The organism is Cupriavidus basilensis, from assembly GCF_008801925.2.
Lineage (GTDB): Bacteria > Pseudomonadota > Gammaproteobacteria > Burkholderiales > Burkholderiaceae > Cupriavidus > Cupriavidus basilensis.
The window spans coordinates 2381274-2403201 of record NZ_CP062803.1; the positions used below are offsets into that span (position 1 = coordinate 2381274).

Here is a 21928-nt window from a genome sequence, read left to right on the forward strand (position 1 = left end):
GCAAGGCCGGCCCGGATCAGCTGCCCTTATTGATACGGTCTTCGATGTGCTTGGCGCGGTCGTCCGAGCCAGGATGCGACGAGAACATGCTGGACTTGCCGCCATCGAGCTTGGCCAGCTTCTGGAACGCCGTGACCAGGCCGCGGGTATTGGCCTTGTTCTTGGTCAGCACGTCGAACGAGTAGTCGTCGGCGGCGCTTTCCTGCGTTTGCGAGAATTGCGCGTTGATCAGCTGCTCGCCCATTTCGCCCAGCTGCGAGGCCGACAGCGCGGCCACGGTGCCACCGGCGGCGGCCAGCGCGCCGCGCGCCGCCATGGCGGTGTATGCCACCTGCATCTTGTTCTTGGTGTGGCCCAGCGCCACGTGGCCCAGCTCATGCCCCACCACGCCGCGCACTTCGTCGTCGGTCATCATGTCCATCAGGCCGCTGTACACGCGCACGCAGCCGTTGGCCATGGCCCAGGCGTTGACGTCCTTGGTCAGGTAGACCTTGGCGTTGACGCTGGGCAGGCCGCTCGACTGCAGGCCCGCCATGATCTTGGTCAGGCGCTTGTTGTAGGTGCTGCCAGGGGCTGCGATCTTGTTGGCCTTGTCGAGCTCGGCGCAAGACTGGTCGGACATGGCCTTGACGTCGCCATCGCTCAGCGAGGCCGCCTTGAACAGCGAGGTCCCGGCGCCCATCATGCCGTCGACATTGGTGCCAGCGCAGCCGGCCAAGGCAGCGCAGAGCGCGACGATAGCGGCCAGGGAAAGTTTGTGCTTCATGTTTGTTGCCTTCTTGGGATCGGCACCGGCCGGGTTGCTCGCCAGTGACTTCAATGGAGATGTGCCGGCGGCTGGCCGGCGACCTGCGGTGTGGCTCTGCTTACACACGGGCAGCATCATATCGCCAAAAACGTACAAATCGACCAGTAAATGACATATTTGCTACAGACACAATTTTTTACATTCCCCCGCAGACCGGCCCCAAAAAGCAAAAAACCGCGCCGTCCCTGAGAGGGAGACGGCGCGGCGCCTAATTGAAGGGCGTGATGGTCGCACGCCCTTCAAGATGACCGGCTATCAGGCCGGTCAGCCATTCCGCTTTTCGATCTCGCGATCTGAAGCCTCAGGCTACTTTTTTGTCGAAGAATTGTTCGTCTTCAGTCGAACCCTTGAGGGCGGTCGTGGACGACAGGCCGCCTTCGATGGTCTGGGTCACGGCGTCGAAGTAACCGGTGCCGACTTCGCGCTGGTGCTTGACCGCGGTGAAGCCCTTCTCGGCGGCCTTGAACTCGTTTTCCTGCAGTTCGACGAATGCGCTCATATGGTTGCGGGCATAGCCGTAGGCCAGGTTGAACATCGAGTAGTTCAGCGAGTGGAAGCCGGCCAGCGTGATGAACTGGAACTTGTAGCCCATGGCGCCCAGTTCCTTCTGGAACTTGGCGATGGTGGCATCGTCCAGGTTCTTCTTCCAGTTGAACGACGGCGAGCAGTTGTAGGCCAGCAGCTTGCCCGGGAACCTGGCGTGAACCGCTTCGGCAAACTTCTTGGCGAATTCCAGGTCAGGCTTGCCGGTTTCGCACCACACCAGGTCGGCCACTTCGGCGTAGGCCAGGGCACGGGAGATCGATTGCTCGATGCCCGGCTTGACGCGGTAGAAGCCTTCCACCGTGCGCTCGCCGGTGCAGAACGGACGATCGCGCTCGTCCACGTCGGAGGTCAGCAGGTCGGCGGCTTCGGCATCGGTACGGGCGATCACCAGGGTCGGCACGCCAGACACATCGGCGGCCAGGCGCGCGGCGGTCAGCTTGGCAACGGCTTCACGCGTCGGCACCAGCACCTTGCCACCCATGTGGCCGCACTTCTTGACCGAGGCCAACTGGTCTTCGAAGTGAACGCCGGCAGCGCCTGCGTCGATCATCGACTTCATCAGTTCGAAGGCATTGAGCACGCCGCCGAAACCGGCTTCGGCATCAGCCACGATCGGCGCGAAGAAATCGGTATCGCCCTTGCCTTCGCTCCACTGGATCTGGTCGGCCCGCTGGAAGGTGTTGTTGATGCGGCGCACCACTTGCGGCACCGAATTGGCCGGGTACAGCGACTGGTCGGGGTACATTTCGCCGGCCAGGTTGGCATCGCCTGCGACTTGCCAGCCCGACAGGTAGATGGCCTTGAGACCAGCCTTGACCTGTTGCATGGCCTGGTTGCCGGTCAGCGCGCCCAGCGTGTTGACGAACGGCTCGGTGTTCAGCAGGTGCCACAGCTTCTCGGCGCCGCGGCGGGCCAAGGTGTGCTCGATCTGCACGGAGCCGCGCAGGCGCACGACGTCGTCGGCGGTGTAATGACGCGCGACGCCCTTCCAGCGGGGATTGGTATCCCACTCTTTTTGCAGGTTCTTTGCTTCGGTTTCGCGGGACATTTCACTCTCCTAGAGTTTAGAGCGGGGATGGCATTGGAAACTGGCGACAGGCTGGGCGGACCGTGGTGCCGACTTGCCGACCGGGGCACTTTCGGGGGTGTTTCGGCGGCGCGGATCTGCGGGCCTCGTCACCCCTGTTTTTTGCCGTTCAGGTCATGTGTCTTATATAAGAGTGTAGGGAAACACCCCGCGTCGCAACAGCTCGGAATACAGTCCTTGCTTAGTTTTTTTCCACTTTATAATCAATAACTTACAATTTATTTTTCGCGATGTGGCAAGCAATTCTCCATCATGAGAAGTGCCCGTTGTGCTACGCATCACCATTTTTTGCCGCGCAAAACAACTTTCCGCATTATGAAATTTCGGGATCTGGCGCCATCCGTGCCTGACGCAATGCCAGCGGCTCCGGGCCACCGTCGATATGCCCGGCCAGGTCGCGCACCATCGCCGCCATGCCGGCGGGGTCCGCCAGCGGCAGCCAGTGCCGCGCGTTGACCTCCCGGCGCCACCAGCGCTCGACCCAGCACGACAGATCCTCGGACAGCGCCGGCCTGACGTAGCGATCCAGCAGCGGCACGATCACCTGCACCGGCGCGTGGGCATGGCGCTCGCCCGGTGAAAGCAGGCGCGGCAGCATATTGGCGCGGTACAGCGCCAGCCCGTGACGGCCGTCGGCCGCCTGGGTGGGATTGGGATCGGCCTCGATGCGCTCGGTCCGCTTCAGGTAAAGCGGCCAGGCGCGGCCCATCCAGAGCCGCCAGCTTAGTTCGGGCAGCCACGGCAGGTGGAAGATATAGATGTACCAGGACGACGCCATCTGCCGCAGCGAGCGCGAAAGCGCTGTGAACGACAGGCGCCGGCTTCCCCGCATCCAGTGGCCGACATGGTCCAGGCAAGGCCCGGAGCACGACGTGAACGAAGCGATGCGGCCGCGCAGGCGTGGCTCGGTGACAAACTCCCAGCACTGGATCGAGCCCCAGTCATGGCCGACCAGGTGAACGGGCGCATCGGGAGACACAGCGTCGATGACCGCGCTGAAGTCTTCCGCCAGGCGCTCCAGGCGATAGGCCGCCACGCCGTTGGGCGCCGAAGAGCCACCGGCGCCGCGCACATCGTAGGCGACTACGTAATAGTCATTGGCCAGCAGGGGCGCCACGCCATGCCAGACCGCGCTGTTGTCCGGATAGCCGTGCACCAGCACCATGGCCGGGTGCGCGGGATCGCCCCAGGTCTTGACGGCAAGCCGCACGCCGCCGGACTGGACGAATCGCTGGTTGGGAAGGGAATGGGGAGCGTGCATGCTTGACCATGACATCGGACGATGGAATGGTTGCCGATGCTACGCCAAGACCGGCCGCGCGGCGAGCGCGCGGCATGGCGTTTCAAACGCAAGCGGACTAACGGGCTAGCGGGCGCGCCGGTACGCCACCCAGTCTCCGGATGCAATGCGCGGCAGGCCCGCGACCGCGTCCTCGCCCACCGGGTAAAGCAGGCAGCTGACGGCTTGATCGCCAACCGCCACCACGCGCTCCTCGCGCACGAACAACGAGGCCTGGCCCGGATAGACCTCCTCGATCTCGTCGAGCACCGGCACCAGCGCGGCATCGACCTCGTACAAGTCGCCGGCCACGCCGGGCGCGGCAGCGTCCAGTACCAGCCCGGGATACGTGCCGAAGTCATAGAGCCGCCCCGCCACGGTCGCGCTGCCGATCAGGCGCGGCGCGGCAATGCCGTGCTTGCGCGCGGCCGCGTTGAGGTCGTTGACTTCGCCCGCGCGCAGCGTGCCATAGACAAAGACCACCGGCATGCTCAGCCCTCCAGCCTAGTGTCCGCCACCAGCACGCCATCGGCGTCAGCATAGATCCAGTTGCCGGGCCGTACCACGGCGCCGGGCATTTGCACCGTGACCTCGCGCTCGCCCACATTGCGCTTCTGGCTCTTTTGCGGATGCAGGGCCAGGGCGCGCACGCCGATATCGCACACCGCAAGCTCCCCGCTGTCACGCACGCAGCCATTGACGAGGATGCCGGTCCAGCCGTTCTTCTCGGCCAGCACGCCGAGGTTGCCGCCCACCAGCGCGCAGCGCAGCGAGCCGCCGCCATCGACCACCAGCACGCGCCCGTTGCCCGGCGATTCAACCGCCTCGCGCACCAGCGAATTGTCCTCGAACACCTTGAGCGTGGCCGCCGGACCAGAGAACGCGGCGCGCTTGCCAAAATGCTGGAATACCGGCGACAGCACGCGCAGCGAGCCGTCGGCCAGGCGCGCCTCATTGGCGTCGCACAGGTCAGTGGTAGCAAAGCTCATGAAGGACTCCCGAATCGGAAAGTGGAAATTGGATGAGGTGCGCTTACGTGCGTCAGTCCGTTTCAGCCGGCGGCCGCCCGCTTGCCCGCCACCTCGCGGCGGGAGCGGTTGCCGTTGCCAACCGTGACAGCGGTGAAGATCGCCAGCATCTGGAAGGCGCCGATCATGAAGAACACCCAGCTCGGCCAGTGCGCATCCATCAGCATGCCGAAGAACAGCGGCCCGCTGGCCAGGCCGATATCCAGGCCAGAGTAGACCACGCCATAAACCCGGCCCGTAGCGCCGGCAGGCGCTGCCGCACGTACCAGCAGGTCGCGCGAAGGCCCGGCCGTGCCCGCGCCAAAGCCGATCACGCCCATCAGCACCGGCACCATCACGGCCGGCAGCACGCCCAGCCCCACCACGATCGCGACCAAGCCCGACAGCGTGAAGCTCATTGCGATCAGGCGGTCGTGGTTGCTGGTGCGTCCCGCGGCAAAGCCGCCCACGATCATGCCGCCCGCGCTGCACAACATATAGACGGTGTACGACGCCGTGGCGAGCGTCAGCGGCATGCCGTAGAGCTGGGTCAGCGCGGTCGGCGCGAAGCTCTGGATGCCGGAAAACGAAAAGGTGGTGACGAGGAAGAAGGCCCAGCAGATCCACACTTGGGGCAGCTTCAGGAACGCCAGCATGCTGCCGCCGGCCTTGGCCGCCGCGGTGGCCGCCGCCCTGGGCGCCGCGCCGGCGCCAGCGCGGGGATCCAGCACATGCCGGAAGGCCAGCAGCACGGCCAGCACGCCAAAGGCCACCGCCGAGGCGCTGGCGAGCGCGGTGCGCCAGCTGCCGAGCTCGGCAATGGTCACCAGGAAGATCGGCGCCGCGGCCCAGCCTAGGTTGCCCGAAATGCCATGCACCGAGAACGCATGCCCCAGCCGCGGCTGGGAAACATGCTTGTTGAGCAAGGTGAAATCGGCGGGATGGAACACGCCGTTGCCCATCCCGGCCACGCCCGCGCCAAGCAGCAGCATCGCGTAGCTCGGGCTGATCGACAGCAGCAAAGCCGCCGCACCCAGCAGCCCGAGGCCGCCAAACAGCACCGGTGTCGCGCCAAAGCGGTCCACCACGAAACCCGAAGCGGTCTGCACCACGGCCGACACGGCAAAGAACACCGTCATCAGCAAGCCCAGCTCCGCATAGCTCAGGCCGAACTCGGCCTTGATCCACGGGAACAGGGGCGCCAGCAGCAGGTGAAAGAAGTGGGAAACACCGTGGGCCAGGCCGACCAGGCCGATGACCTGGGCGTCGTGGCGCAGCGGATTGCGAACGGGATCGAGGGTGGCGGCAGTCATCGGGCGGCTATCTGGCTGGGCTTGGCATGGCGCGCTGGCCATGCTGCCAGGCTCAAGAGGCGCGCTGCGAATACCGCATCATAGAGTAAAACAACCCATGGCAGGGGTGCCCTGCACGTTACATCTGTTTAAACAGATAGGCGTACTGACGCGCCACCGGCAAGGTTTCAGAGCGATTGCGCAGCTTGAGCGCGAGCCGCCCCAGCGACTGGTTCACGGCACTGGCCACGCAGTCGATATTGACCACCGTGCCGCGATGGATCTGCCAGAAGCGCTCGGGGTCGAGCTGCTGCGACAGCTCGCGCAGGCTGGTGCGGATCAACGCCTCGCCGCTGGCAGACACCACGTTGACGTACTTGTCCGTCGCCTCCAGGTAGATCACCTCATCCACCGGGATGATGCGGATCTCCTGGCCGACCAGCGCCTTGATAAAGCGCAGGTAGCCATGTTGCGGCGCGCCCGCCGGCGCATGCTGCCCGGGCCCGCCGCCTGGCTCCATGGTCTCCAGGCGCGCCAGCAATTGCGCCAGGCGATCGGTATCGAGGGCGGCGCCACCCTCCTCGCTGGCCTGCGCCTGGGCCGCCAGCCTCGCCTTGAGGCGGTGCACCGTGGCCTCCAGCCGCTCGGGCTGCACGGGCTTGAGCACGTAATCGACTGCCTCGCGCTCGAAGGCTTCCAGCGCGAACTGGTCGTACGCCGTGACGAACACCACCAGCGGCGGCGGATCGAACTCCATCAGCTCGCGCGCCACGTCCATGCCGCTCATGCCCGGCATGCGGATATCGAGAAACGCGACCTGGGGCTGGTGCTGGCGGGCCGCCTCCAGTGCGGACACGCCGTCATGGACCACGCTGACGATCTGCGCCTCGGGCCAGAGGCTGGACAATTCGGCATGCAAGGCGCGCGCGAGCAGCGGCTCGTCGTCGGCAATCAACAGGGTCGGGGCCATGGAAACGGAAGTAAGGGGCGGATGGGTCGAAGCGGCCTAGGCGGCGAGGTGCATCAAGACTGGGAAATGCCTTGCGCGGCAGCGCTCACGGGGGGGATTGCGCGCGCACCGGCGATCTTGCCCGCGGGTACCGGCATGGGTGCGTGGGCCGCGGCAGGCGCCGCCGTGCGCACAACGGGCAACGTCAGCCGGACGATCACGCCCCGTGGCGTGTTTTCCTCCATCTGCATGCTGGCCGCCGCCCCGAAAATCCGCGCCAGCCGCTCGCGTACATGGGTCAGCCCGAGGCCGGAGCCCTTGGTCACGGCATGTCCGAAACCTACCCCGGTATCGGTGATGACAACCTGCACGGCGTTGTCGCCCTGCGCCCGGGCCGACAGCACGATCCTGCCGCCATGCATGCAGGGCTCGATGCCGTGGCTGACCGCGTTCTCCACCAGCGGCTGGATCAGCATGGGCGGGATCTCGACCTCCGCCAGCTCGGGCGGAAGCTCGATCTCATAGGCTAGGCGCGTGCCGAAACGCAGCGCCTGGATGTCCAGGTAGCTGCGCAGCAACTCGAACTCCTGGCGCAGCGTGCATTGCTCGGCGCGCGTGTGGGACAGCGACATGCGCAGGAAACCGATCAGCCGCTGCAGCAGGCGCCTTGCGGCCTGCTGGTCGGTGGCAATCAGGCAATCCAGGTTGGCCAGGGAGTTGAACAGGAAATGCGGCTCGATCTGCGCCTGCAGGGCCATCAGCTGCGCGCGCACCAGTTGCTTCTCGGCCTCTTCGCGCTGCAGCGCGTCGAGTGCTGCCTGCCGCTCGAGATGGGCGAGCTTCTCGCGAGACCAGTAGAAGTAGATCATGCTGGCCGACGCAAGCATGCCCACGACCAGGCACATGCGCAGCATATCGGTAGCTTCCTCGAAGGACTTCGCCGGCTCGCCCAGTACCACGCGCGTGGTCCAGCTGCCCATGATCACGCCCAGCGGCACGGCAACGGCGGTCAGGCACAGGAAGGGCCAGCGCCTGGGACGATCATTCCACCAGATCAGGACGCGGGCGATGTCGATCAGCAGCCAGATCGACAGGCCGATAAGCTGACTGTAGACGAAGTTGTGCCACAGCGAGCCGCCCGTGCGAAAACCGTAGTTCAGGCTGACGGCAATGATGGTGTTCGCGAACAGCACGAACAACAGGTCGCGCGCGAGGATCGAGATCCTCGAGGGAATGGCGGCGGGACAGCGATCCAGCGCTTTCATAGGGGCAAAGGTCGAGGATGACTGATCGATGACTGATCGTTATTGTAAAGGCCGATCACCGGCGCTGACAGCTGTCGCCCGGCTCGCATGTACGCTGCGACACGTTGGCGCCATCAATCCCGGGATTGGCGCCGTGGCCGTGCAACGCGGCCCACCACTGCCCGGACAGGACATAGCGCGGAAACGTGATCCATTGCTCGGCCAGGATGCGCTGCGCCACGTCGAGCGGGCCAGCAAACGGCTCGGGCCTGACCGCCTCGAGCCGGTGCCCCCGCCCTTGCAGCATCAGCGACAAGGCCATGCACAGCACGCCGAGCCCTACCGCAGGCACGGATAGCGACAGCACGCCATAGACGAACAGCACATTGCCGGCCATGAACATCGGCACCGCGATAATGTGCAGCAGCAGGCTGCGAGGGTGATTGTGATTGCGGGCGTAGCCGCGCCATTGCCAGCTCAGCAGCCCTTGCGGGCGCGCGCTCATGGCTTCGGGCCGCGCTGGTCGACGCGCCGCCACGCCAGGCGGCGCACGAGCACGATGGCGCCCAGGGCGATCAGCAGCACGGGCCAGCCATCCCGCACCAGGTAGGCCGGCAGCAGGCCGCCGTTTTGCGCGAGGAACACCGCGCCCAGTGCAATCAGGATGATCGGGGCGATCAGCCCCTTGCCGCCACGGCCTTGTTTCATCTCGCTCTCCTCTCGTGCGGACCCGCGCACCGTCGATATTGCGGTGCATCAAGCCATGTGACGGTATCAGCGTATTCCGCCACGGACAGTTGTGACTTTACGCGGACACCTGCCGGGACGAAAGTGGCGTGCGACGAATGGAGAACGGATGGCGCGAAACGCGAGGATGCGGCGCGATCGGCACCGGGGCACTCAGGCCCCGCAAGCCCGGGCCGTCAGGCCTCGACCACCTGCCCACCCGCTGGCTCGGACAGCGCGCTGCTGACCGTGTCGCGCGAGAGGTGCGGCGCGAACATGTTGATGAAGGCGTGCGCGTAGCCGCGCAGGTAGGCGCCGCGGCGCACGGCCACGCTGGTGGTGTTGGGCTCGAACAGATGGTCGGCCGCGATCCGCACCAGCCCGGCGTCCTTGCGTTCGTCGTAGGCCATCGAGGCGATGATGCCCACGCCCAGCTCCAGCTCCGCATAGGTCTTGATGACGTCAGCGTCCATCGCGGTCAGCACGATCTCCGGCTGCAGGCCGGCGGCGGCGAAGGCGCCATCGATCTTGCGGCGCCCGGTGAAGCCGGCATCGTAGGTAATGATCGGGAAGCCGGCAATGTCTTCCAGCGTCGGCTCCGGCAGCTGCGTCAGCGGGTGCTCCGGCGAAACCACCAGCACGTGGCGCCAGGTATAGGCCTCGAACGAGGTCAGCCCGGCCTCGCTAGCCACCGCCTCGGTGGCAATGCCGATATCGGCCTGGCCGCTCAGCACCAGTTCCACGATGTGCGCGGGCGAGGCTTCCTGCAGCGCCAGCGTCACATGGGGGTAGGCGCGGCGGAAACTCTGCACCACCTTGGGCAAGGCATAGCGCGCCTGGGTGTGGGTGGTGGCCACCGTCAGGCGGCCGGTATGGCGCCCGGCGAATTCGTCGCCCGCCTGGCGCAGGTTCTCGGCCTCGAGCAGCAGGCGCTCGACGATGCGCACGATTTCGCGTCCGGGCTCGGTCAGCCCGGTCAGGCGCTTGCCGTAGCGCTCGAAGATCTCGACGCCGAGCTCTTCCTCCAGCTCGCGGATCTGGCGCGAGACGCCGGGCTGCGAGGTGTAGAGCGCGTTGGCCACCTCGGTCAGGTTGAATTGGCGGCGCACCGCCTCGCGGATGGAACGCAGTTGCTGGAAGTTCATTGTGCGGCTCCTGCCGGCGTGCTCCTGGCGCTAGCCGGGGCGGATGAATGGGGTTGGACGAAGACACGCAGCCGGCGCGGCCGCACGGCGAGCAGCTCGCCCTCGCGGAAGCCCTGGTGGCGGAAGCGCTCGAGCGGCAGCGCCACCTCGATGACTTCCTGGGTGTCTTCACGTTCCAGTTCGAGCTGGGCCACGGGGCCCAGCGTGAGCGCGCGGCGCAGCGTCACGGCAATGCCGTCGGTACCAGGCGAATAGCGCTCGAGGTCGAGATCGTGCGGACGGACATAGGCCACGGCGTCACCGGCGGTCTCATGGCCGCTGCCGATCACCGGCAGGATCGAGTCGCCGGTATGCAGCAGGCCGCCCCGCTCCCCAACCTCAAGCCGCCCGTGGAACAGGTTGACGTTGCCCAGAAAACCGAACACGAACGGCGTGGCCGGATGGTTGTAGACTGCCTCCGGCGTGCCCGCCTGCTCCACGTGGCCGCGGTTCATCAGCACCACCTGGTCGGCCACTTCGAGCGCCTCCTCCTGGTCGTGGGTGACGAACACGCTGGTGACATGGAGCTCGTCGTGCAGGCGGCGCAGCCAGCGGCGCAGTTCCTTGCGCACCTTGGCGTCGAGCGCGCCGAACGGCTCGTCGAGCAGCAGCACGCGCGGCTCCACCGCCAGCGCGCGGGCCAGCGCAATACGCTGGCGCTGCCCGCCGGACAACTGCGGCGGATAGCGCTCGGCCAGCCAGTCGAGCTGCACCAGTTCCAGCAGCGCGCGCACCTTGTCGCGGATCTGCGCCTCGCTGGGACGCTCGGCACGCGGTTTGACGCGCAGGCCGAAGGCCACGTTCTCGAACACCGTCATGTGCTTGAACAGCGCGTAATGCTGAAACACAAAGCCGACCTGGCGCTGGCGCACATGCTGATGCGAGGCATCGCGCCCCTCCAGCAGGATCTGGCCGGCGTCCGCGCGCTCCAGGCCAGCGATGATGCGCAGCAGCGTGGTCTTGCCGCAGCCCGAGGGCCCCAGCAACGCCGTCAGCTGGCCTTCGTCGAAATCGAGGGTGACGTCGTCGAGCGCAACGAAATTGCCGAAGCGCTTCTGCACATTCTTGACCTGGATGCTCATGATGCCTGTCCTTGCAATTTGCCAGCGCTCGGGTTCTCCGGCGCAAAGTTCTCGTCTTCCCTGTGCTCGCGGCTGGCGCGGTACTCCACCAGCGTCTTGATGCCGAGCGTGACCAGGGCCAGCAGCGTGAGCAGCGACGCCACCGCAAAGGCGGCCGCGAAGTTGTATTCGTTGTAGAGAATCTCCACGTGCAGCGGCATGGTGTTGGTCAGGCCGCGGATATGGCCCGACACCACCGAGACCGCGCCGAACTCGCCCATCGCCCGCGCATTGCACAGGATCACGCCGTACAGCAGGCCCCAGCGGATGTTGGGCAGCGTGATGCGGCGAAAGGTCTGCCAGCCCGAGGCGCCCAGCACGATGGCGGCCTCTTCTTCCTCGCTGCCCTGCGCCTGCATCAGCGGGATCAACTCGCGCGCCACGAAGGGAAAGGTGACGAAGATGGTGGCCAGCACGATGCCCGGCACCGCGAACATGATCTTGATGTCGTGCGCCTCCAGCCACGGCCCCAGCCAGCCCTGCGCGCCGAACAGCAGCACGTAGACCAGCCCGGAGATCACCGGCGACACCGAGAACGGCAGGTCGATCAGCGTGGTCAGCAGGCTCTTGCCGCGGAAATCGAACTTGGCGATGGCCCAGGACGCCGCCACGCCAAACACCACATTGAGCGGCACCGCGATGGCCGCCACCAGCAAGGTGAGCTCGATCGCGGCCACGGCATCGGGCTCCACCAGCGCATCGAAATAAGTCTGCACGCCTTTGCGCAGCGCTTCATAAAACACCGAAGCCAGCGGGATGAACAGGAACAGCGCGAGGAACAGCACCGCGACCGCGATCAGGGTGTAGCGCACCCACGGCGCTTCACCCGTGGCATCCCGGAAACGCGTGGCGGCGGGGGCAGCACGGCCGCCCAGGCCCTTGGTAACGACGCCAGCCATTTCAGCTCTCCTTGTCCGGCGAGACGGACGCACGCACTGCCTGGTGGTGACGGCGCGTCCACGCTTGCAGCAGGTTGATCAGCAGCAGCAGCGCGAAGGAGATCACCAGCATCACCACCGCCACCGCGGTTGCGCCCGCGTAGTCGTATTGCTCCAGCTTGGAATAGATCATCAGCGGCGCGATCTCGGAGACCATCGGCATGTTGCCGGAAATGAAAACCACCGAGCCGTACTCGCCGGTGCCTCGTGCGAACGACAGCGCAAACCCGGTCAGCAGCGCCGGCAGGATGGTGGGCAGGATCACGCGAACAAAGGTCTGCAAGCGCGTGGCGCCCAGGCTGGCCGCGGCTTCTTCCAGCTCCTGCTCCGCGTCTTCGAGCACCGGCTGCACCGTGCGCACCACGAACGGCAGCCCGATGAAGGTCAGCGCCACCACCACGCCCAGCGGGGTGAAGGCCACCTTGATGCCCAGCGGCTCCAGGTAGCGGCCGATCCAGCCGTTGCCGGCGAACAGCGCGGTCAGCGCGATGCCGGCCACCGCGGTGGGCAGGGCAAAGGGCAGATCGACCAGCGCGTCGACCAGGCGCTTGCCGGGAAAGCGGTAGCGCACCAGCACCCAGGCCACGATCAGCCCGAACACCGTGTTCACGATGGCGGCGATCAGCGAGGCGCCGAAGCTCAGTTGCAAGGAGGCGACCACCCGGGGCGAGCTCACCGCGGCCCAGAAGGCCTCCCAGGTCATGGTGAAGGTCTTGAGGAAGGTGGCCGACAGCGGGATCAGGACGATCAGCGTCAGGTAGAACAGCGTGAAGCCCAGAGAGAGGCCAAAGCCTGGCAGCACGGTAAAGCGCTGCTTGCCTGGCTTGGGCGGCGCGCTGTTGCGCGCTTGGGGGGCATCCGGCCTCGCCGGGGGCGGATTGTCCGCCAGGGAAATCGAGGGTGGCATGTTGTCTCGTCTGTGCCGTCAGTGTCGTATCCGCCTCCGGAGCATGGATTCCAAGCGGGATTCGCCGGAAACCGAAGCAGCGGGGGCGGCTTCTTTATGACGCCGGCGCATAACACACCGGCCTACGAGACAAATTCTGCAGATACCGCCTTATAAACAGAACGAATCTTTACGTATGTTCTTAGGCGTTTTAGATATAAGGGAACGTGGACGACACTTCCAGCCCGCCTTCCCAAGGCCCGGTGCGGTCGCCGGACGGGCCGGCGCTGCCGTCCGCCTCGATCCGCTGGATCAAGGTATCGAGCAAGGCGAGCCCCTCGGGCCACTGGTCAAGCCCGGAATCGGCGTTAATGTGACCCAGCATGCCCGCATCGTGAAGCTCGCTGCCCCACAGCGTGCCCCAGCTGAACGCGGTGCGCTGCTGCATCCAGGGATCGTTGCGGCTGGCCACCAGGATGGTGGGAAACGGCAGCCGGTACGCGGGCAGCAGCCCGGCCACGCCAAACTTGTCGGGGTCTGCCGGCGCCACCAGCACCGCGCCCGCGATGCCCTCGGGGTCGAGCGCTGCCTGGCGCAAGGTGGCCAGGCAGCCAAAGCTGTGCGCCACCAGGATGGCCCCGCGCGGGGCCACGCGCTGCGCCCGCATGATGCTCTCCGACACGCGCTCGGCCCACAGCGGCAGGCTCGGGCGCGACCAGTCGTGCTGCTCCACGCGCTGCCAGTCCGGGAAGCGCTGCTCCCAACGGCTTTGCCAGTGGCCCGGGCCACTGCCATGCAACCCCGGCACCGTCAGGATCTGCAAGCCCTTGGGCACCTTCAACCGTACGTCGGCGGGTCGCGCGCTTGCGCCCGCCTGGCCGCCGCGCTGCTCCCGCGCGGCAGGCCTCTTCGTCTGCGTCATATCGGCTCCTTGGTCAACGCCATCGGGACGCCGCCGGATGCGCTCCGGGGCACCCCGCCCTTGAACTCCTGAATGCCAGCCTCGCCGGACACTGCATGCAGGTGGCGCGCGCTCACCGCCGCGCCGGTGAAGCTGCCCTGCCCCAGCACGATGCCAGCGGCCTGCAGCCGCTCGGCGTTCTCGGCGTTCTCCAGCCGGCGCCCGATCAGCGTCACGCCGGCGCTGTCGGCGCTGGCCTGCAGCCCCGCCAGCTGGCGGTCGGTCCAATTGCGGCGCATGTCCAGCTTGAGCCAGTCGGGCAACGCGTGCGCCATCAGCGCGCCGGCTTCCGCCGGGTCCGATGCCTGCAGGCTCACCGCAAAGCCGTTGCGGCGGTAGTTGCCCACCACGTGCAGCAGCAGCGGCAGATCGTCGTTGGCGCTGGCCGGCACCTGGATCACGAAGCGGTCCAGCGGCAGGCCGAGCGACTGCAGCGCGCGCCGGAAGGCCGCGCCGTGATCGTCGGCCACGGCGGCCAGCAACCGGTTGTGCACGTTGAGCACCAGCTTGCGATCGCCATCGGCCGCGAAATAATTGATGGCATGCACCAGGCGCGAGAGCCGGTCAAGCGAGACCAGCGAGGCATCGTCCGCCGCCATCGCGAACAGCTTCCATGCGGTCAGGCCGACGCCGTCGCCGGCGTAGGTGCGCAGCGTGCCTTCGTGCGCCACCACGTCGCGGCTGGACAGGGTGATGAGCGGCTCGAACGCGCTCGTCAGCGAGCAGTTATAGAACTGGCCCTGCACCTGCCCGCGCTCGTCTCGCCACAGCTGGCGATCGTTCTGCGGGCGGCGCGGCAGCCCTTCCAGGTAGTGAGTGAGCGCCGTCGGTGCCGCGCCTGCTTCGTTCGCGCTTGCCATTGCGATTTCCTTTGCGTTGCGCTTGCGCCTCGGGCGAGGCTTCAAAGCTTGGCCAGGGATACCTCGGTAGCCTTGACCAGGGCAACGACTTCGCTGCCAATGGTAAGGCCGAGATCCTTGACCGAGCGGGTGGTGATGACCGAGGTGACGATGCCGGCCGGCGTCTCGACGTCGACCTCCGAGACCACAGGGCCTTCGATGATGGCGGCAACCTTGCCGCGGAACTGGTTACGTACGTTGATCGCCTGAATGCTCATGATAGAAGTTCCTTTGCGTGAGTGAAAATGAGAAATGCGTAAAACTTTGGTTCAGCGGATGGCGCCCGCGCGGGTGAGTGACGTTGCCCGCTCACCCATGGCTGCCACCGCTTGCGCGGGTTGCGCCGGCTTCGCTCGAGGCTGGCCGCGCGGCCTTTGTTTCATACTTGTCTGCTGCTTCCCTGGCGTGCCTGCCTGCGCCGTTGCTTGCGTCCTAGATTGCCCAGCGCACTGAATCGAACGTGCGCGCCACCGACCAGTCCACTGCGGGCAACAATGCTTGCCCGTGCTGGCCCTCATCGACAGCCGGCGTGCCCTCACGCCGCATCACCCGGCGCAGCACCGCGTCCTCCAGTTGTGCGAACACCGCCGAGCCGCGCTGGCGCGGACGCGGCAGCGCCACCCTCTGGTCCAGCGCGATGCGGCCGTCTTCGATCAGCACCACGCGGTCGGCCAGCGCTACCGCTTCCGATACATCGTGGGTGACCAGCAGCGCCGTGAAGCCCAGGCGCTGCCACAAGGCTTCGATCAAGCCCTGCATCTCGATGCGGGTCAGCGCATCCAGCGCGCCCAGCGGCTCGTCCAGCAGCAGCAAGCGCGGGTGATGCACCAGCGCGCGTGCCAGTGCCACACGCTGGCGCTGCCCGCCCGACAGGCGCGCCGGCCACTCGCCCGCGCGCTCGGCCAGGCCGACCTGGCCCAGCACCCTGGCCGCATCGGCCAGCCGCGCGCGCGGCAGCCCCAGCGCCACGTTGTCCAGCACCGTCTTCCACGGCAGCAGGCGAGCGTCCTGGAACATCACCCGGACCGCCTCGCGCTCTTTGTTGCCAGGCGCGCCGTCCAGCGTCACGCCACCGCCGTCGCTGTCTTCCAGGCCGCCCACCAGCCGCAGCAAGGTGCTCTTGCCGCAACCGCTGCGGCCCACGATGGCGAGGAACTCGCCGGGCGCGGCCTGCAGGTCGATGCCGTGCAGCACCTCGCGCCCGCCGTAGCGCTTGACCACCTGCTGCACGCGCAGCGCGAGGCCTTTGCCATCTTGGCCGGCAGGCACATCGGCCAGCGCGGCGTGCTCGATCGGGTTGCTTTGCATATCGGGTTCTCCTTGGCCGGGGGCGCTCAGTGCGCCTGGTAACCGGGGTGCCAGCGCAGCCAGAAGCGCTCCAGCCCGCGTGACAGCAGATCCGCCAGCTTGCCCAGCAGCGCGTAGAGCAGGATGCCCACCAGCACTACGTCGGTCTGCAGGAACTCGCGCGCATTCATGGTCATGTAGCCGATGCCCGACTGCGCCGAGATGGTCTCGGCCACGATCAGGATCACCCACATCAGGCCGAGCGAGAAACGCACGCCGACCAGGATGTTGGGCAAGGCGCCCGGCAGGATCACCTCGCGGTAGAGGCGCCAGCCCGACAGGCCGTAGCTCTTCGCCATCTCGATCAGCCCGGGGTCCACCGCGCGGATGCCGTGGTACGTGTTCAGGTAGATCGGGAAAAACACGCCCAGCGAAACCAGGAACAGCTTGGCGGTCTCGTCGATGCCGAACCACAGGATCACCAGCGGGATCAGCGCCAGCGGCGGAATGTTGCGCACCATCTGCAAGGTGCTGTCAAGCAGGGTCGCGGCCGGCCGGAAGGTGCCCGTCAGCAGGCCCAGCGCCAGCCCGAAGCCGCCGCCGATGGTGAAACCGAGCACGGCGCGCCAGGTACTGACCCACACGTGGCGCCACAGCTCGCCGGTCACGGACAGGCCCCAGGCGGCCTTCACCACGTCGAGCGGTGCCGGCAGGATGCGGTTGGACAGCCAGCCCAGCTGCGAGGCCAGTTGCCACGCCGCCACCAGCAGCACCGGCACGATCCAGGGTGCGGCCGAGCGAGCGACATGGCGCAGCCAGTCAGGGTTGCGCGCGGGCAGGGTCAAGGGAGCGGACATGGTTGCCTCCTAAGCGCGCGCCGCGCGCGGCACGATGCCGGTTGCCATGATTTCTCCGAACGGGCCGGAAAGCGCCTTGCCCTGCAGCTTGTCGCGCACCGAGCGCGGCAGCAGCGGAAAGACCAGTTCGGCGAAGCGATAGGCTTCTTCCAGATGCGGGTAGCCGGACAGCACGAAGGTATCGATGCCCAGCGCCGCGTATTCGTTGATGCGTGCCGCCACGATGTGCGGGTCGCCCACCAGCGCCGTGCCCGCGCCGCTGCGCACCAGGCCCACGCCGGCCCACAGGTTGGGGCTGATCTCCAGCTCCGCGCGGCTGCGTGCGCCGCCGCCGGCATGCAGCGCTGCCATGCGGCGCTGCCCTTCGGAATCCATCTTGCCGATCACCGCCTGCGCGCGCGCCACCGTCGCATCGTCGAGCTTGCTGATCAACCGGTCGGCCGCGGCCCATGCCTCGTCCTCGGTCTCGCGCACGATCACGTGCAGGCGGATGCCGAACTTCACGCTACGCCCATGGCGCGCCGCGCGCTGGCGCACGTCGGCGAGTTTCCTGGCGACCTCCGCCGGCGGCTCGCCCCAGGTCAGGTAGGTATCTACCTGCTCGGCCGCGAGCTCATGCGCGGCGGCCGAGGAGCCACCAAAGTACACCGGCGGATGCGGGCGCTGCAGCGGCGGGAACAACACCTTAGCGCCCTTGACCTTGAGATGCTTGCCTTCATAGTCGAGTTCGGCGCTTTCATGGCTGGCGGCCAACACCTCACGCCAGATACGGATGAACTCGGCCGAGGCTTCGTAGCGCTCGGCATGGTCCAGGAACAGGCCATCGCCCTCCAGCTCTGACACATCGCCGCCCGTCACCAGGTTCACCAGCAGGCGTCCGCCCGAGAGGCGGTCGAATGTCGCCGCCATGCGCGCGGCCAGCGTGGGCGCCATCAGCCCGGGGCGCACCGCCACCAGGAAGCGCAGCCGGGAGGTGACCGCGGCCAGCGTGGAGGCCACCACCCACGGATCCTCGCAGGAGCGGCCGGTGGGAATCAGCACGCCTTCGTAGCCAAGCGTATCGGCCGCGGTAGCGATCTGCTTCAAGTAATCGATATTGACCTCGCGCGCCCCTTCGGAGGTGCCGAGGTAGCGGCTATCGCCGTGCGTGGGGATAAACCAGAAGACCTGCATGTCCGTGCCTCTTCAGCTCTGTTTGTGGATCGTGGCCGTCCGGCCCTCGCCTGCCGCATCCAGGCCGATCACCAGCAACGCAGCGCCCAATGCGCCGGTGACTAGCGCCACCAGCAGTACATGCTTGGCAGGGCGCGGCGGGGCGCCGGCCCGGATCGGTGTCGGCATCGAAATAGGGATAGAGATAGAAATCGGGATAGGAAGCGGGGACAAGGCACGCAAGCCGGCGGGCGCCCGCCCGCCGCCGGCTACGTCTTACTTCTTGCCAGGCTGGTAGACCTGGTCGAACGAGCCACCGTCGGCGAAGTGCGCCTTCTGCGCTTTCTGCCAGCCGCCAAAGGCCTCATCGATGGTGAACAGCTTGACCTTGGGGAAGTTGCTCGCATATTTGGCCGCAATCTTCTCCGAGATCGGGCGGTAGTAATTCTTGGCCGCGATTTCCTGGCCCTCGTCGGTGTACAGGAACTGCAGGTAGGCCTCGGCCACCTTGCGCGTGCCCTTCTTGTCCACCACCTTGTCCACCACTGCCACCGGCGGCTCGGCCAGGATGGAGATCGACGGCGCGACAATGTCGAACTTGTCCGGGCCCAGTTCCTTGATCGCCAGGATGGCCTCGTTTTCCCAGGCAATCAGCACATCGCCCAGGCCGCGCTCGACAAAGGTGGTGGTGGCGCCGCGGGCGCCGGAATCCAGCACCGGCACGTTCTTCAGCAACTGGCCGACGAACTCCTTGGCCTTTTGCTCGTTGCCGCCCGGCTGGCGCAGTGCGTAGCCCCAGGCCGCCAGGTAGTTCCAGCGCGCGCCGCCCGAGGTCTTCGGGTTAGGCGTGATCACCTGCACGCCCGGCTTGACCAGGTCGTTCCAGTCCTTGATGCCCTTGGGGTTGCCCTTGCGCACCAGGAACACGATGGTCGAGGTATAGGGCGACGCATTGTGCGGCAGGCGCTTTTGCCAGTCCGGCTTAAGCAAGCCCTTCTCGGCGATGGCGTCGATGTCATAGCCCAGCGCCAGTGTGACCACATCCGCATCCAGCCCATCGATCACCGAACGCGCCTGCTTGCCGGAGCCGCCATGCGACTGGCGGATGGTCAGCGTGTCGCCGCCCTTGGCCTTCCAAGCCTTGGCGAAGGCGGCATTCACGTCCACATACAGCTCCCGCGTGGGATCGTACGAAACGTTCAGGAGGGCGGTGTTGGCCCAGGCGGTCTGGGTGGAACCGATGACGGCCAGTGCCGCGAGTCCGATGGCCAGCTTGCGAATCATGTGTCTTGCTCCCGTATTCTCGTCGTGAAATGGCGCATGCGCGCCGCGTTTCATGGCCTTCCTTGTGTGGGAAGGCTTGCGTCAGGGATGAAGACTACCGAAGGGCCTATCTGAAAGGAACGAATGGTTTCGCCGATCCTTGCACGTTTTCCGCATAAGATTCGACGGAAATATGAACATGCCGCAGCAGGTGGGAGACAGGATCGCTGTGCCGAGAACCTTGCGCGCCCCACCCTTGCCGTCAGCGGCCTGCGCCGTTGACGCGGGCCGGCCACTGCCCACCGGCGATCAGCGCGCGAACCGTTTCCATCAGCAGATCCAGCACCGCAGAGACCGCGATCGACAGTGGCATGGTGGCAGAGCGGCATAGATAGACCGGGCGCGACATGCTCGGATGGGTGATCCGCGCCGCGGACAGCAAGCCATTGTGCAACTCCTCGCAAACCGATGCGTAGGAGAGGATCGTGCACCCCACGCCTGCCGCGGCGAGATTGATGAGTTGCGGTATGGCATTCACCTCCGCCAGCACGCAGAGTGCGACCTGGTGAGCGCGCAGATACCCATCGATCAGCGCGCGCAGGCCATGCTCGCCAGCGGGCAGGATCATGGGGAAGCGCTCCAGGTCCTTGAACCGCACCGTCTTCGTCAGATCGGCTCCGCTCTTGCTGGCATCGGCGAACTGCCCCGGGGGCGCCAGCAAGACAAGATCCTCATCGACCACGTGCTCGAACAGCAGGCCGGAGCCAGCGTCCGCCTGGAAGGTCAGGCCAATATCGACGCGCCCGCTCAGCAGATGGTCCGGGATGTAACCCGTGCTGAGCTCGACCACCTGCAACTGGACCTTGGGCCAGCGCCGGATGGCTTCACGCACCAGCGGCACGGTCAGGATCTTTGCCATGGATTGCGGCAGGCCGATCGCGACCCTGCCCGCGGGATCGGTTACCAGGTCACGCACGTCCTCGCAGGCGACGTCGAGTCGCTTGAGGATATCCCTGGCGTGGCTCTCGAACCTCAGCCCGGCGGCAGTCAGGACGACGCCCTTGTGGCTGCGCATGAAGAGGGCCACGCCAAGATCCTGCTCGATGTGCTTGATCTGGAGACTCAGCGCCGGTTGCGCGAGATGCATGTTCTCCGCGGCCCGGGAGATCGATCCCGCCGACACTACCGCCAGAAAGCATCTGAGTCCACGTACATCGATCGACATAAGCAAGTCTGCGCAAGTGACACCACAGGGCCTGCCGGGGCGGCGGCACGATGGCAGCAAGGTCCGGCCGGGTATAGCATAAAAATATACTACATATCAAAAATCTATCTTGGACATATAGCGGCACCGAAGCCCATAGTGATGCCAGCTTCCGCGCAACGCACGCGGATGCCAACACAGATAATCCACGGAGACTCAATGGGACTCAGCCGCCGTACTTTCCTGACGGGCGCAGCCGCATCCTTGCTCGCCCCGCCGCTCCACGCTGAGCAATGGCCGTCGCGGCCAATCAAGCTGGTTGTCCCTTTCGCCGCGGGTGGCCCCGGTGACTTTGTGGCGCGCCTGATTGCCATACCGCTGGGCAACCGGCTCGGCCAGCCCGTGGTGATCGAGAACAAGCCCGGCGCCGGCGGCAATCTCGGCACGCAGAATGTGCTCGACGCCAATGCCGACGGTTATACGCTGCTGCTGAACACGGTCGGCATGCATGCCGTCAACCCGCTGCTGTTTCCCGACTTGCGCTTTCGCCCGCAACGCGACCTGGTGGCCATCGGCGTGGTTGCGACGGTGCCGAACGTGCTGGTGGTGCATCCAACCAAGCTGGGTATCAGCTCGCTGGCGGAACTGGTCCGCGCCGGCAAACAGCGGCCTGACAACCTCACCTATGCCACCTTCGGCGCGGGAAGCTCCCCGCATATCTATGGCGCGCTGCTGCAGAAGGCCGCGGGCTTCACCGCGGTGGCCGTGCCCTACAAGGGCAGCGCGCCGGCAAGCACGGATGTCATGGCCGGGAATGTGGATTTCCTCTTCGACAGCATGACCACCTCCATCGGCCAGATACAGGGTGGCAAGCTCAAAGCCCTGGCGATCACTTCCGCTGCGCGTTCGCCCCTGCTGCCGGATGTGCCGACACTGCAAGAAGCCGGCTATCCGGCGCTGGACTTGAAGTTCTGGCTGTCGCTGCAAGCCTCGGCGAAGACGCCGCCCGCCATCGTCGAGACACTGCGCCAGGCCGTGGCACAAAGCGCGGGCGATCCAGGCTATGGCCGTGCGCTGATTGCGCGGGGAGCCGAGCCGTTCCACATGGCGCCCGCCGATGTGCAGGCCTATGTGAATCGCGATACCGCCCGGTGGACGGCCCTGGCCCGCTCCATCGATATCAAGCCCGAGTAGCGCCCCGACTCACCCGGCATCCCATCGCCACAACACGACGCCAG

24 protein-coding genes are annotated in these 21928 nt (G+C 66.3%); 1 reads left to right on the top strand and 23 read right to left on the bottom strand.

What is annotated here, in order from left to right; all coding sequences use genetic code 11:
* Positions 1-16 precede the first annotated feature (16 nt).
* The 23 genes from loiP to F7R26_RS10795 form a co-directional block, all read right to left on the bottom strand.
* The gene (gene loiP / locus F7R26_RS10685) at positions 17-766 is read right to left on the bottom strand and encodes a metalloprotease LoiP (RefSeq protein WP_150983571.1); all 750 of its coding nucleotides are present in this window, start codon (positions 764-766) and stop codon (positions 17-19) included.
* A 343-nt stretch (positions 767-1109) separates the two neighbouring features.
* On the bottom strand, positions 1110-2402 hold the full coding sequence (aceA, locus tag F7R26_RS10690; protein WP_150983572.1) for an isocitrate lyase: 1293 nt from the start codon (positions 2400-2402) through the stop codon (positions 1110-1112).
* A 352-nt stretch (positions 2403-2754) separates the two neighbouring features.
* Positions 2755-3702, bottom strand: coding sequence for an alpha/beta fold hydrolase (locus tag F7R26_RS10695; RefSeq protein WP_241754296.1), 948 nt, complete (start codon positions 3700-3702; stop codon positions 2755-2757).
* A 105-nt stretch (positions 3703-3807) separates the two neighbouring features.
* Positions 3808-4209: a gamma-glutamylcyclotransferase family protein gene (locus F7R26_RS10700; RefSeq protein WP_150983573.1), complete on the bottom strand. Its 402-nt coding sequence runs from the start codon at positions 4207-4209 to the stop codon at positions 3808-3810.
* A gap of 2 nt (positions 4210-4211) precedes the next feature.
* Complete coding sequence (gene rraA, locus F7R26_RS10705; RefSeq protein ID WP_150983574.1) at positions 4212-4709, bottom strand: ribonuclease E activity regulator RraA; 498 nt, start codon at positions 4707-4709, stop codon at positions 4212-4214.
* Positions 4710-4771: 62 nt separating this feature from the next.
* Positions 4772-6040 (bottom strand): MFS transporter, encoded by a 1269-nt coding sequence (locus tag F7R26_RS10710; protein WP_150983575.1) that lies wholly within the window; start codon positions 6038-6040, stop codon positions 4772-4774.
* A gap of 118 nt (positions 6041-6158) precedes the next feature.
* The gene (locus F7R26_RS10715) at positions 6159-6989 is read right to left on the bottom strand and encodes a LytR/AlgR family response regulator transcription factor (protein WP_150983576.1); all 831 of its coding nucleotides are present in this window, start codon (positions 6987-6989) and stop codon (positions 6159-6161) included.
* A 53-nt stretch (positions 6990-7042) separates the two neighbouring features.
* The gene (locus tag F7R26_RS10720; RefSeq protein WP_150983577.1) at positions 7043-8233 is read right to left on the bottom strand and encodes a sensor histidine kinase; all 1191 of its coding nucleotides are present in this window, start codon (positions 8231-8233) and stop codon (positions 7043-7045) included.
* 55 nt (positions 8234-8288) lie between these two features.
* Positions 8289-8717 (bottom strand): terminase, encoded by a 429-nt coding sequence (locus F7R26_RS10725; protein ID WP_241754297.1) that lies wholly within the window; start codon positions 8715-8717, stop codon positions 8289-8291.
* Entirely contained in the window at positions 8714-8920 is a 207-nt protein-coding gene (locus tag F7R26_RS10730) for a LiaI-LiaF-like domain-containing protein (protein WP_150983578.1), read from the bottom strand. The genes F7R26_RS10725 and F7R26_RS10730 overlap by 4 nt, the downstream gene beginning before the upstream one ends.
* Positions 8921-9135: 215 nt before the next feature.
* Entirely contained in the window at positions 9136-10083 is a 948-nt protein-coding gene (locus F7R26_RS10735) for a CysB family HTH-type transcriptional regulator (protein ID WP_150983579.1), read from the bottom strand.
* A complete protein-coding gene (locus tag F7R26_RS10740; RefSeq protein WP_150983580.1) occupies positions 10080-11204 on the bottom strand; it encodes a sulfate/molybdate ABC transporter ATP-binding protein in 1125 nt (374 codons plus the stop codon). The genes F7R26_RS10735 and F7R26_RS10740 overlap by 4 nt, the downstream gene beginning before the upstream one ends.
* Positions 11201-12142 carry a sulfate ABC transporter permease subunit CysW gene (gene cysW / locus F7R26_RS10745; protein WP_150983581.1) on the bottom strand — a complete coding sequence of 314 codons (942 nt, stop codon included), beginning with the start codon at positions 12140-12142 and terminating at the stop codon, positions 11201-11203. The genes F7R26_RS10740 and cysW overlap by 4 nt, the downstream gene beginning before the upstream one ends.
* Position 12143: 1 nt before the next feature.
* Positions 12144-13088 carry a sulfate ABC transporter permease subunit CysT gene (cysT, locus tag F7R26_RS10750; protein WP_150983582.1) on the bottom strand — a complete coding sequence of 315 codons (945 nt, stop codon included), beginning with the start codon at positions 13086-13088 and terminating at the stop codon, positions 12144-12146.
* Positions 13089-13278: 190 nt separating this feature from the next.
* A complete protein-coding gene (locus F7R26_RS10755; protein WP_241754298.1) occupies positions 13279-13989 on the bottom strand; it encodes an RBBP9/YdeN family alpha/beta hydrolase in 711 nt (236 codons plus the stop codon).
* Complete coding sequence (locus F7R26_RS10760; RefSeq protein ID WP_150983583.1) at positions 13986-14888, bottom strand: EAL domain-containing protein; 903 nt, start codon at positions 14886-14888, stop codon at positions 13986-13988. Before F7R26_RS10760 ends, F7R26_RS10755 begins: the two co-directional genes overlap by 4 nt.
* A 41-nt stretch (positions 14889-14929) precedes the next feature.
* Positions 14930-15145 (bottom strand): TOBE domain-containing protein, encoded by a 216-nt coding sequence (locus F7R26_RS10765; RefSeq protein WP_006161487.1) that lies wholly within the window; start codon positions 15143-15145, stop codon positions 14930-14932.
* A gap of 214 nt (positions 15146-15359) precedes the next feature.
* Positions 15360-16235, bottom strand: a complete 876-nt coding sequence (locus F7R26_RS10770) for an ATP-binding cassette domain-containing protein (RefSeq protein ID WP_150983584.1) — start codon at positions 16233-16235, stop codon at positions 15360-15362.
* A gap of 26 nt (positions 16236-16261) precedes the next feature.
* Positions 16262-17071 (bottom strand): aliphatic sulfonate ABC transporter permease SsuC, encoded by an 810-nt coding sequence (ssuC, locus tag F7R26_RS10775; RefSeq protein ID WP_150983585.1) that lies wholly within the window; start codon positions 17069-17071, stop codon positions 16262-16264.
* Between the two features lie 9 nt (positions 17072-17080).
* Positions 17081-18244: an FMNH2-dependent alkanesulfonate monooxygenase gene (gene ssuD / locus F7R26_RS10780; protein ID WP_150983586.1), complete on the bottom strand. Its 1164-nt coding sequence runs from the start codon at positions 18242-18244 to the stop codon at positions 17081-17083.
* 12 nt (positions 18245-18256) lie between these two features.
* Positions 18257-18412, bottom strand: coding sequence for a hypothetical protein (locus F7R26_RS10785; protein WP_170301732.1), 156 nt, complete (start codon positions 18410-18412; stop codon positions 18257-18259).
* An 87-nt stretch (positions 18413-18499) separates the two neighbouring features.
* Positions 18500-19507 (bottom strand): sulfate ABC transporter substrate-binding protein, encoded by a 1008-nt coding sequence (locus F7R26_RS10790; RefSeq protein ID WP_150983587.1) that lies wholly within the window; start codon positions 19505-19507, stop codon positions 18500-18502.
* 241 nt (positions 19508-19748) lie between these two features.
* Positions 19749-20711, bottom strand: coding sequence for a LysR family transcriptional regulator (locus F7R26_RS10795; protein ID WP_150983588.1), 963 nt, complete (start codon positions 20709-20711; stop codon positions 19749-19751).
* Positions 20712-20909: 198 nt separating this feature from the next.
* Here F7R26_RS10795 and F7R26_RS10800 point away from each other — a divergent pair, with 198 nt between their 5' ends.
* Complete coding sequence (locus tag F7R26_RS10800; RefSeq protein WP_150983589.1) at positions 20910-21884, top strand: Bug family tripartite tricarboxylate transporter substrate binding protein; 975 nt, start codon at positions 20910-20912, stop codon at positions 21882-21884.
* The last annotated feature ends 44 nt before the right edge of the window (positions 21885-21928 follow it).

Excerpts from the sequence above, each read along its gene's own strand:
- ssuC (WP_150983585.1), bottom strand. The coding sequence starts at position 17,071 with ATGTCCGCTCCCTTGACCCTGCCCGCGCGCAACCCTGACTGGCTGCGC.
- F7R26_RS10800 (WP_150983589.1), top strand. The coding sequence starts at position 20,910 with ATGGGACTCAGCCGCCGTACTTTCCTGACGGGCGCAGCCGCATCCTTG.
- F7R26_RS10760 (WP_150983583.1), bottom strand. The coding sequence starts at position 14,888 with ATGGCAAGCGCGAACGAAGCAGGCGCGGCACCGACGGCGCTCACTCAC.
- F7R26_RS10755 (WP_241754298.1), bottom strand. The coding sequence starts at position 13,989 with ATGACGCAGACGAAGAGGCCTGCCGCGCGGGAGCAGCGCGGCGGCCAG.
- F7R26_RS10765 (WP_006161487.1), bottom strand. The coding sequence starts at position 15,145 with ATGAGCATTCAGGCGATCAACGTACGTAACCAGTTCCGCGGCAAGGTT.
- F7R26_RS10730 (WP_150983578.1), bottom strand. The coding sequence starts at position 8,920 with ATGAAACAAGGCCGTGGCGGCAAGGGGCTGATCGCCCCGATCATCCTG.
- F7R26_RS10790 (WP_150983587.1), bottom strand. The coding sequence starts at position 19,507 with ATGATTCGCAAGCTGGCCATCGGACTCGCGGCACTGGCCGTCATCGGT.
- F7R26_RS10795 (WP_150983588.1), bottom strand. The coding sequence starts at position 20,711 with ATGTCGATCGATGTACGTGGACTCAGATGCTTTCTGGCGGTAGTGTCG.
- F7R26_RS10740 (WP_150983580.1), bottom strand. The coding sequence starts at position 11,204 with ATGAGCATCCAGGTCAAGAATGTGCAGAAGCGCTTCGGCAATTTCGTT.
- loiP (WP_150983571.1), bottom strand. The coding sequence starts at position 766 with ATGAAGCACAAACTTTCCCTGGCCGCTATCGTCGCGCTCTGCGCTGCC.
- F7R26_RS10715 (WP_150983576.1), bottom strand. The coding sequence starts at position 6,989 with ATGGCCCCGACCCTGTTGATTGCCGACGACGAGCCGCTGCTCGCGCGC.
- cysW (WP_150983581.1), bottom strand. The coding sequence starts at position 12,142 with ATGGCTGGCGTCGTTACCAAGGGCCTGGGCGGCCGTGCTGCCCCCGCC.
- F7R26_RS10695 (WP_241754296.1), bottom strand. The coding sequence starts at position 3,702 with ATGCACGCTCCCCATTCCCTTCCCAACCAGCGATTCGTCCAGTCCGGC.
- F7R26_RS10735 (WP_150983579.1), bottom strand. The coding sequence starts at position 10,083 with ATGAACTTCCAGCAACTGCGTTCCATCCGCGAGGCGGTGCGCCGCCAA.
- F7R26_RS10725 (WP_241754297.1), bottom strand. The coding sequence starts at position 8,717 with ATGAGCGCGCGCCCGCAAGGGCTGCTGAGCTGGCAATGGCGCGGCTAC.
- rraA (WP_150983574.1), bottom strand. The coding sequence starts at position 4,709 with ATGAGCTTTGCTACCACTGACCTGTGCGACGCCAATGAGGCGCGCCTG.
- F7R26_RS10700 (WP_150983573.1), bottom strand. The coding sequence starts at position 4,209 with ATGCCGGTGGTCTTTGTCTATGGCACGCTGCGCGCGGGCGAAGTCAAC.
- cysT (WP_150983582.1), bottom strand. The coding sequence starts at position 13,088 with ATGCCACCCTCGATTTCCCTGGCGGACAATCCGCCCCCGGCGAGGCCG.
- F7R26_RS10785 (WP_170301732.1), bottom strand. The coding sequence starts at position 18,412 with ATGCCGACACCGATCCGGGCCGGCGCCCCGCCGCGCCCTGCCAAGCAT.
- ssuD (WP_150983586.1), bottom strand. The coding sequence starts at position 18,244 with ATGCAGGTCTTCTGGTTTATCCCCACGCACGGCGATAGCCGCTACCTC.
- aceA (WP_150983572.1), bottom strand. The coding sequence starts at position 2,402 with ATGTCCCGCGAAACCGAAGCAAAGAACCTGCAAAAAGAGTGGGATACC.
- F7R26_RS10770 (WP_150983584.1), bottom strand. The coding sequence starts at position 16,235 with ATGCAAAGCAACCCGATCGAGCACGCCGCGCTGGCCGATGTGCCTGCC.
- F7R26_RS10710 (WP_150983575.1), bottom strand. The coding sequence starts at position 6,040 with ATGACTGCCGCCACCCTCGATCCCGTTCGCAATCCGCTGCGCCACGAC.
- F7R26_RS10720 (WP_150983577.1), bottom strand. The coding sequence starts at position 8,233 with ATGAAAGCGCTGGATCGCTGTCCCGCCGCCATTCCCTCGAGGATCTCG.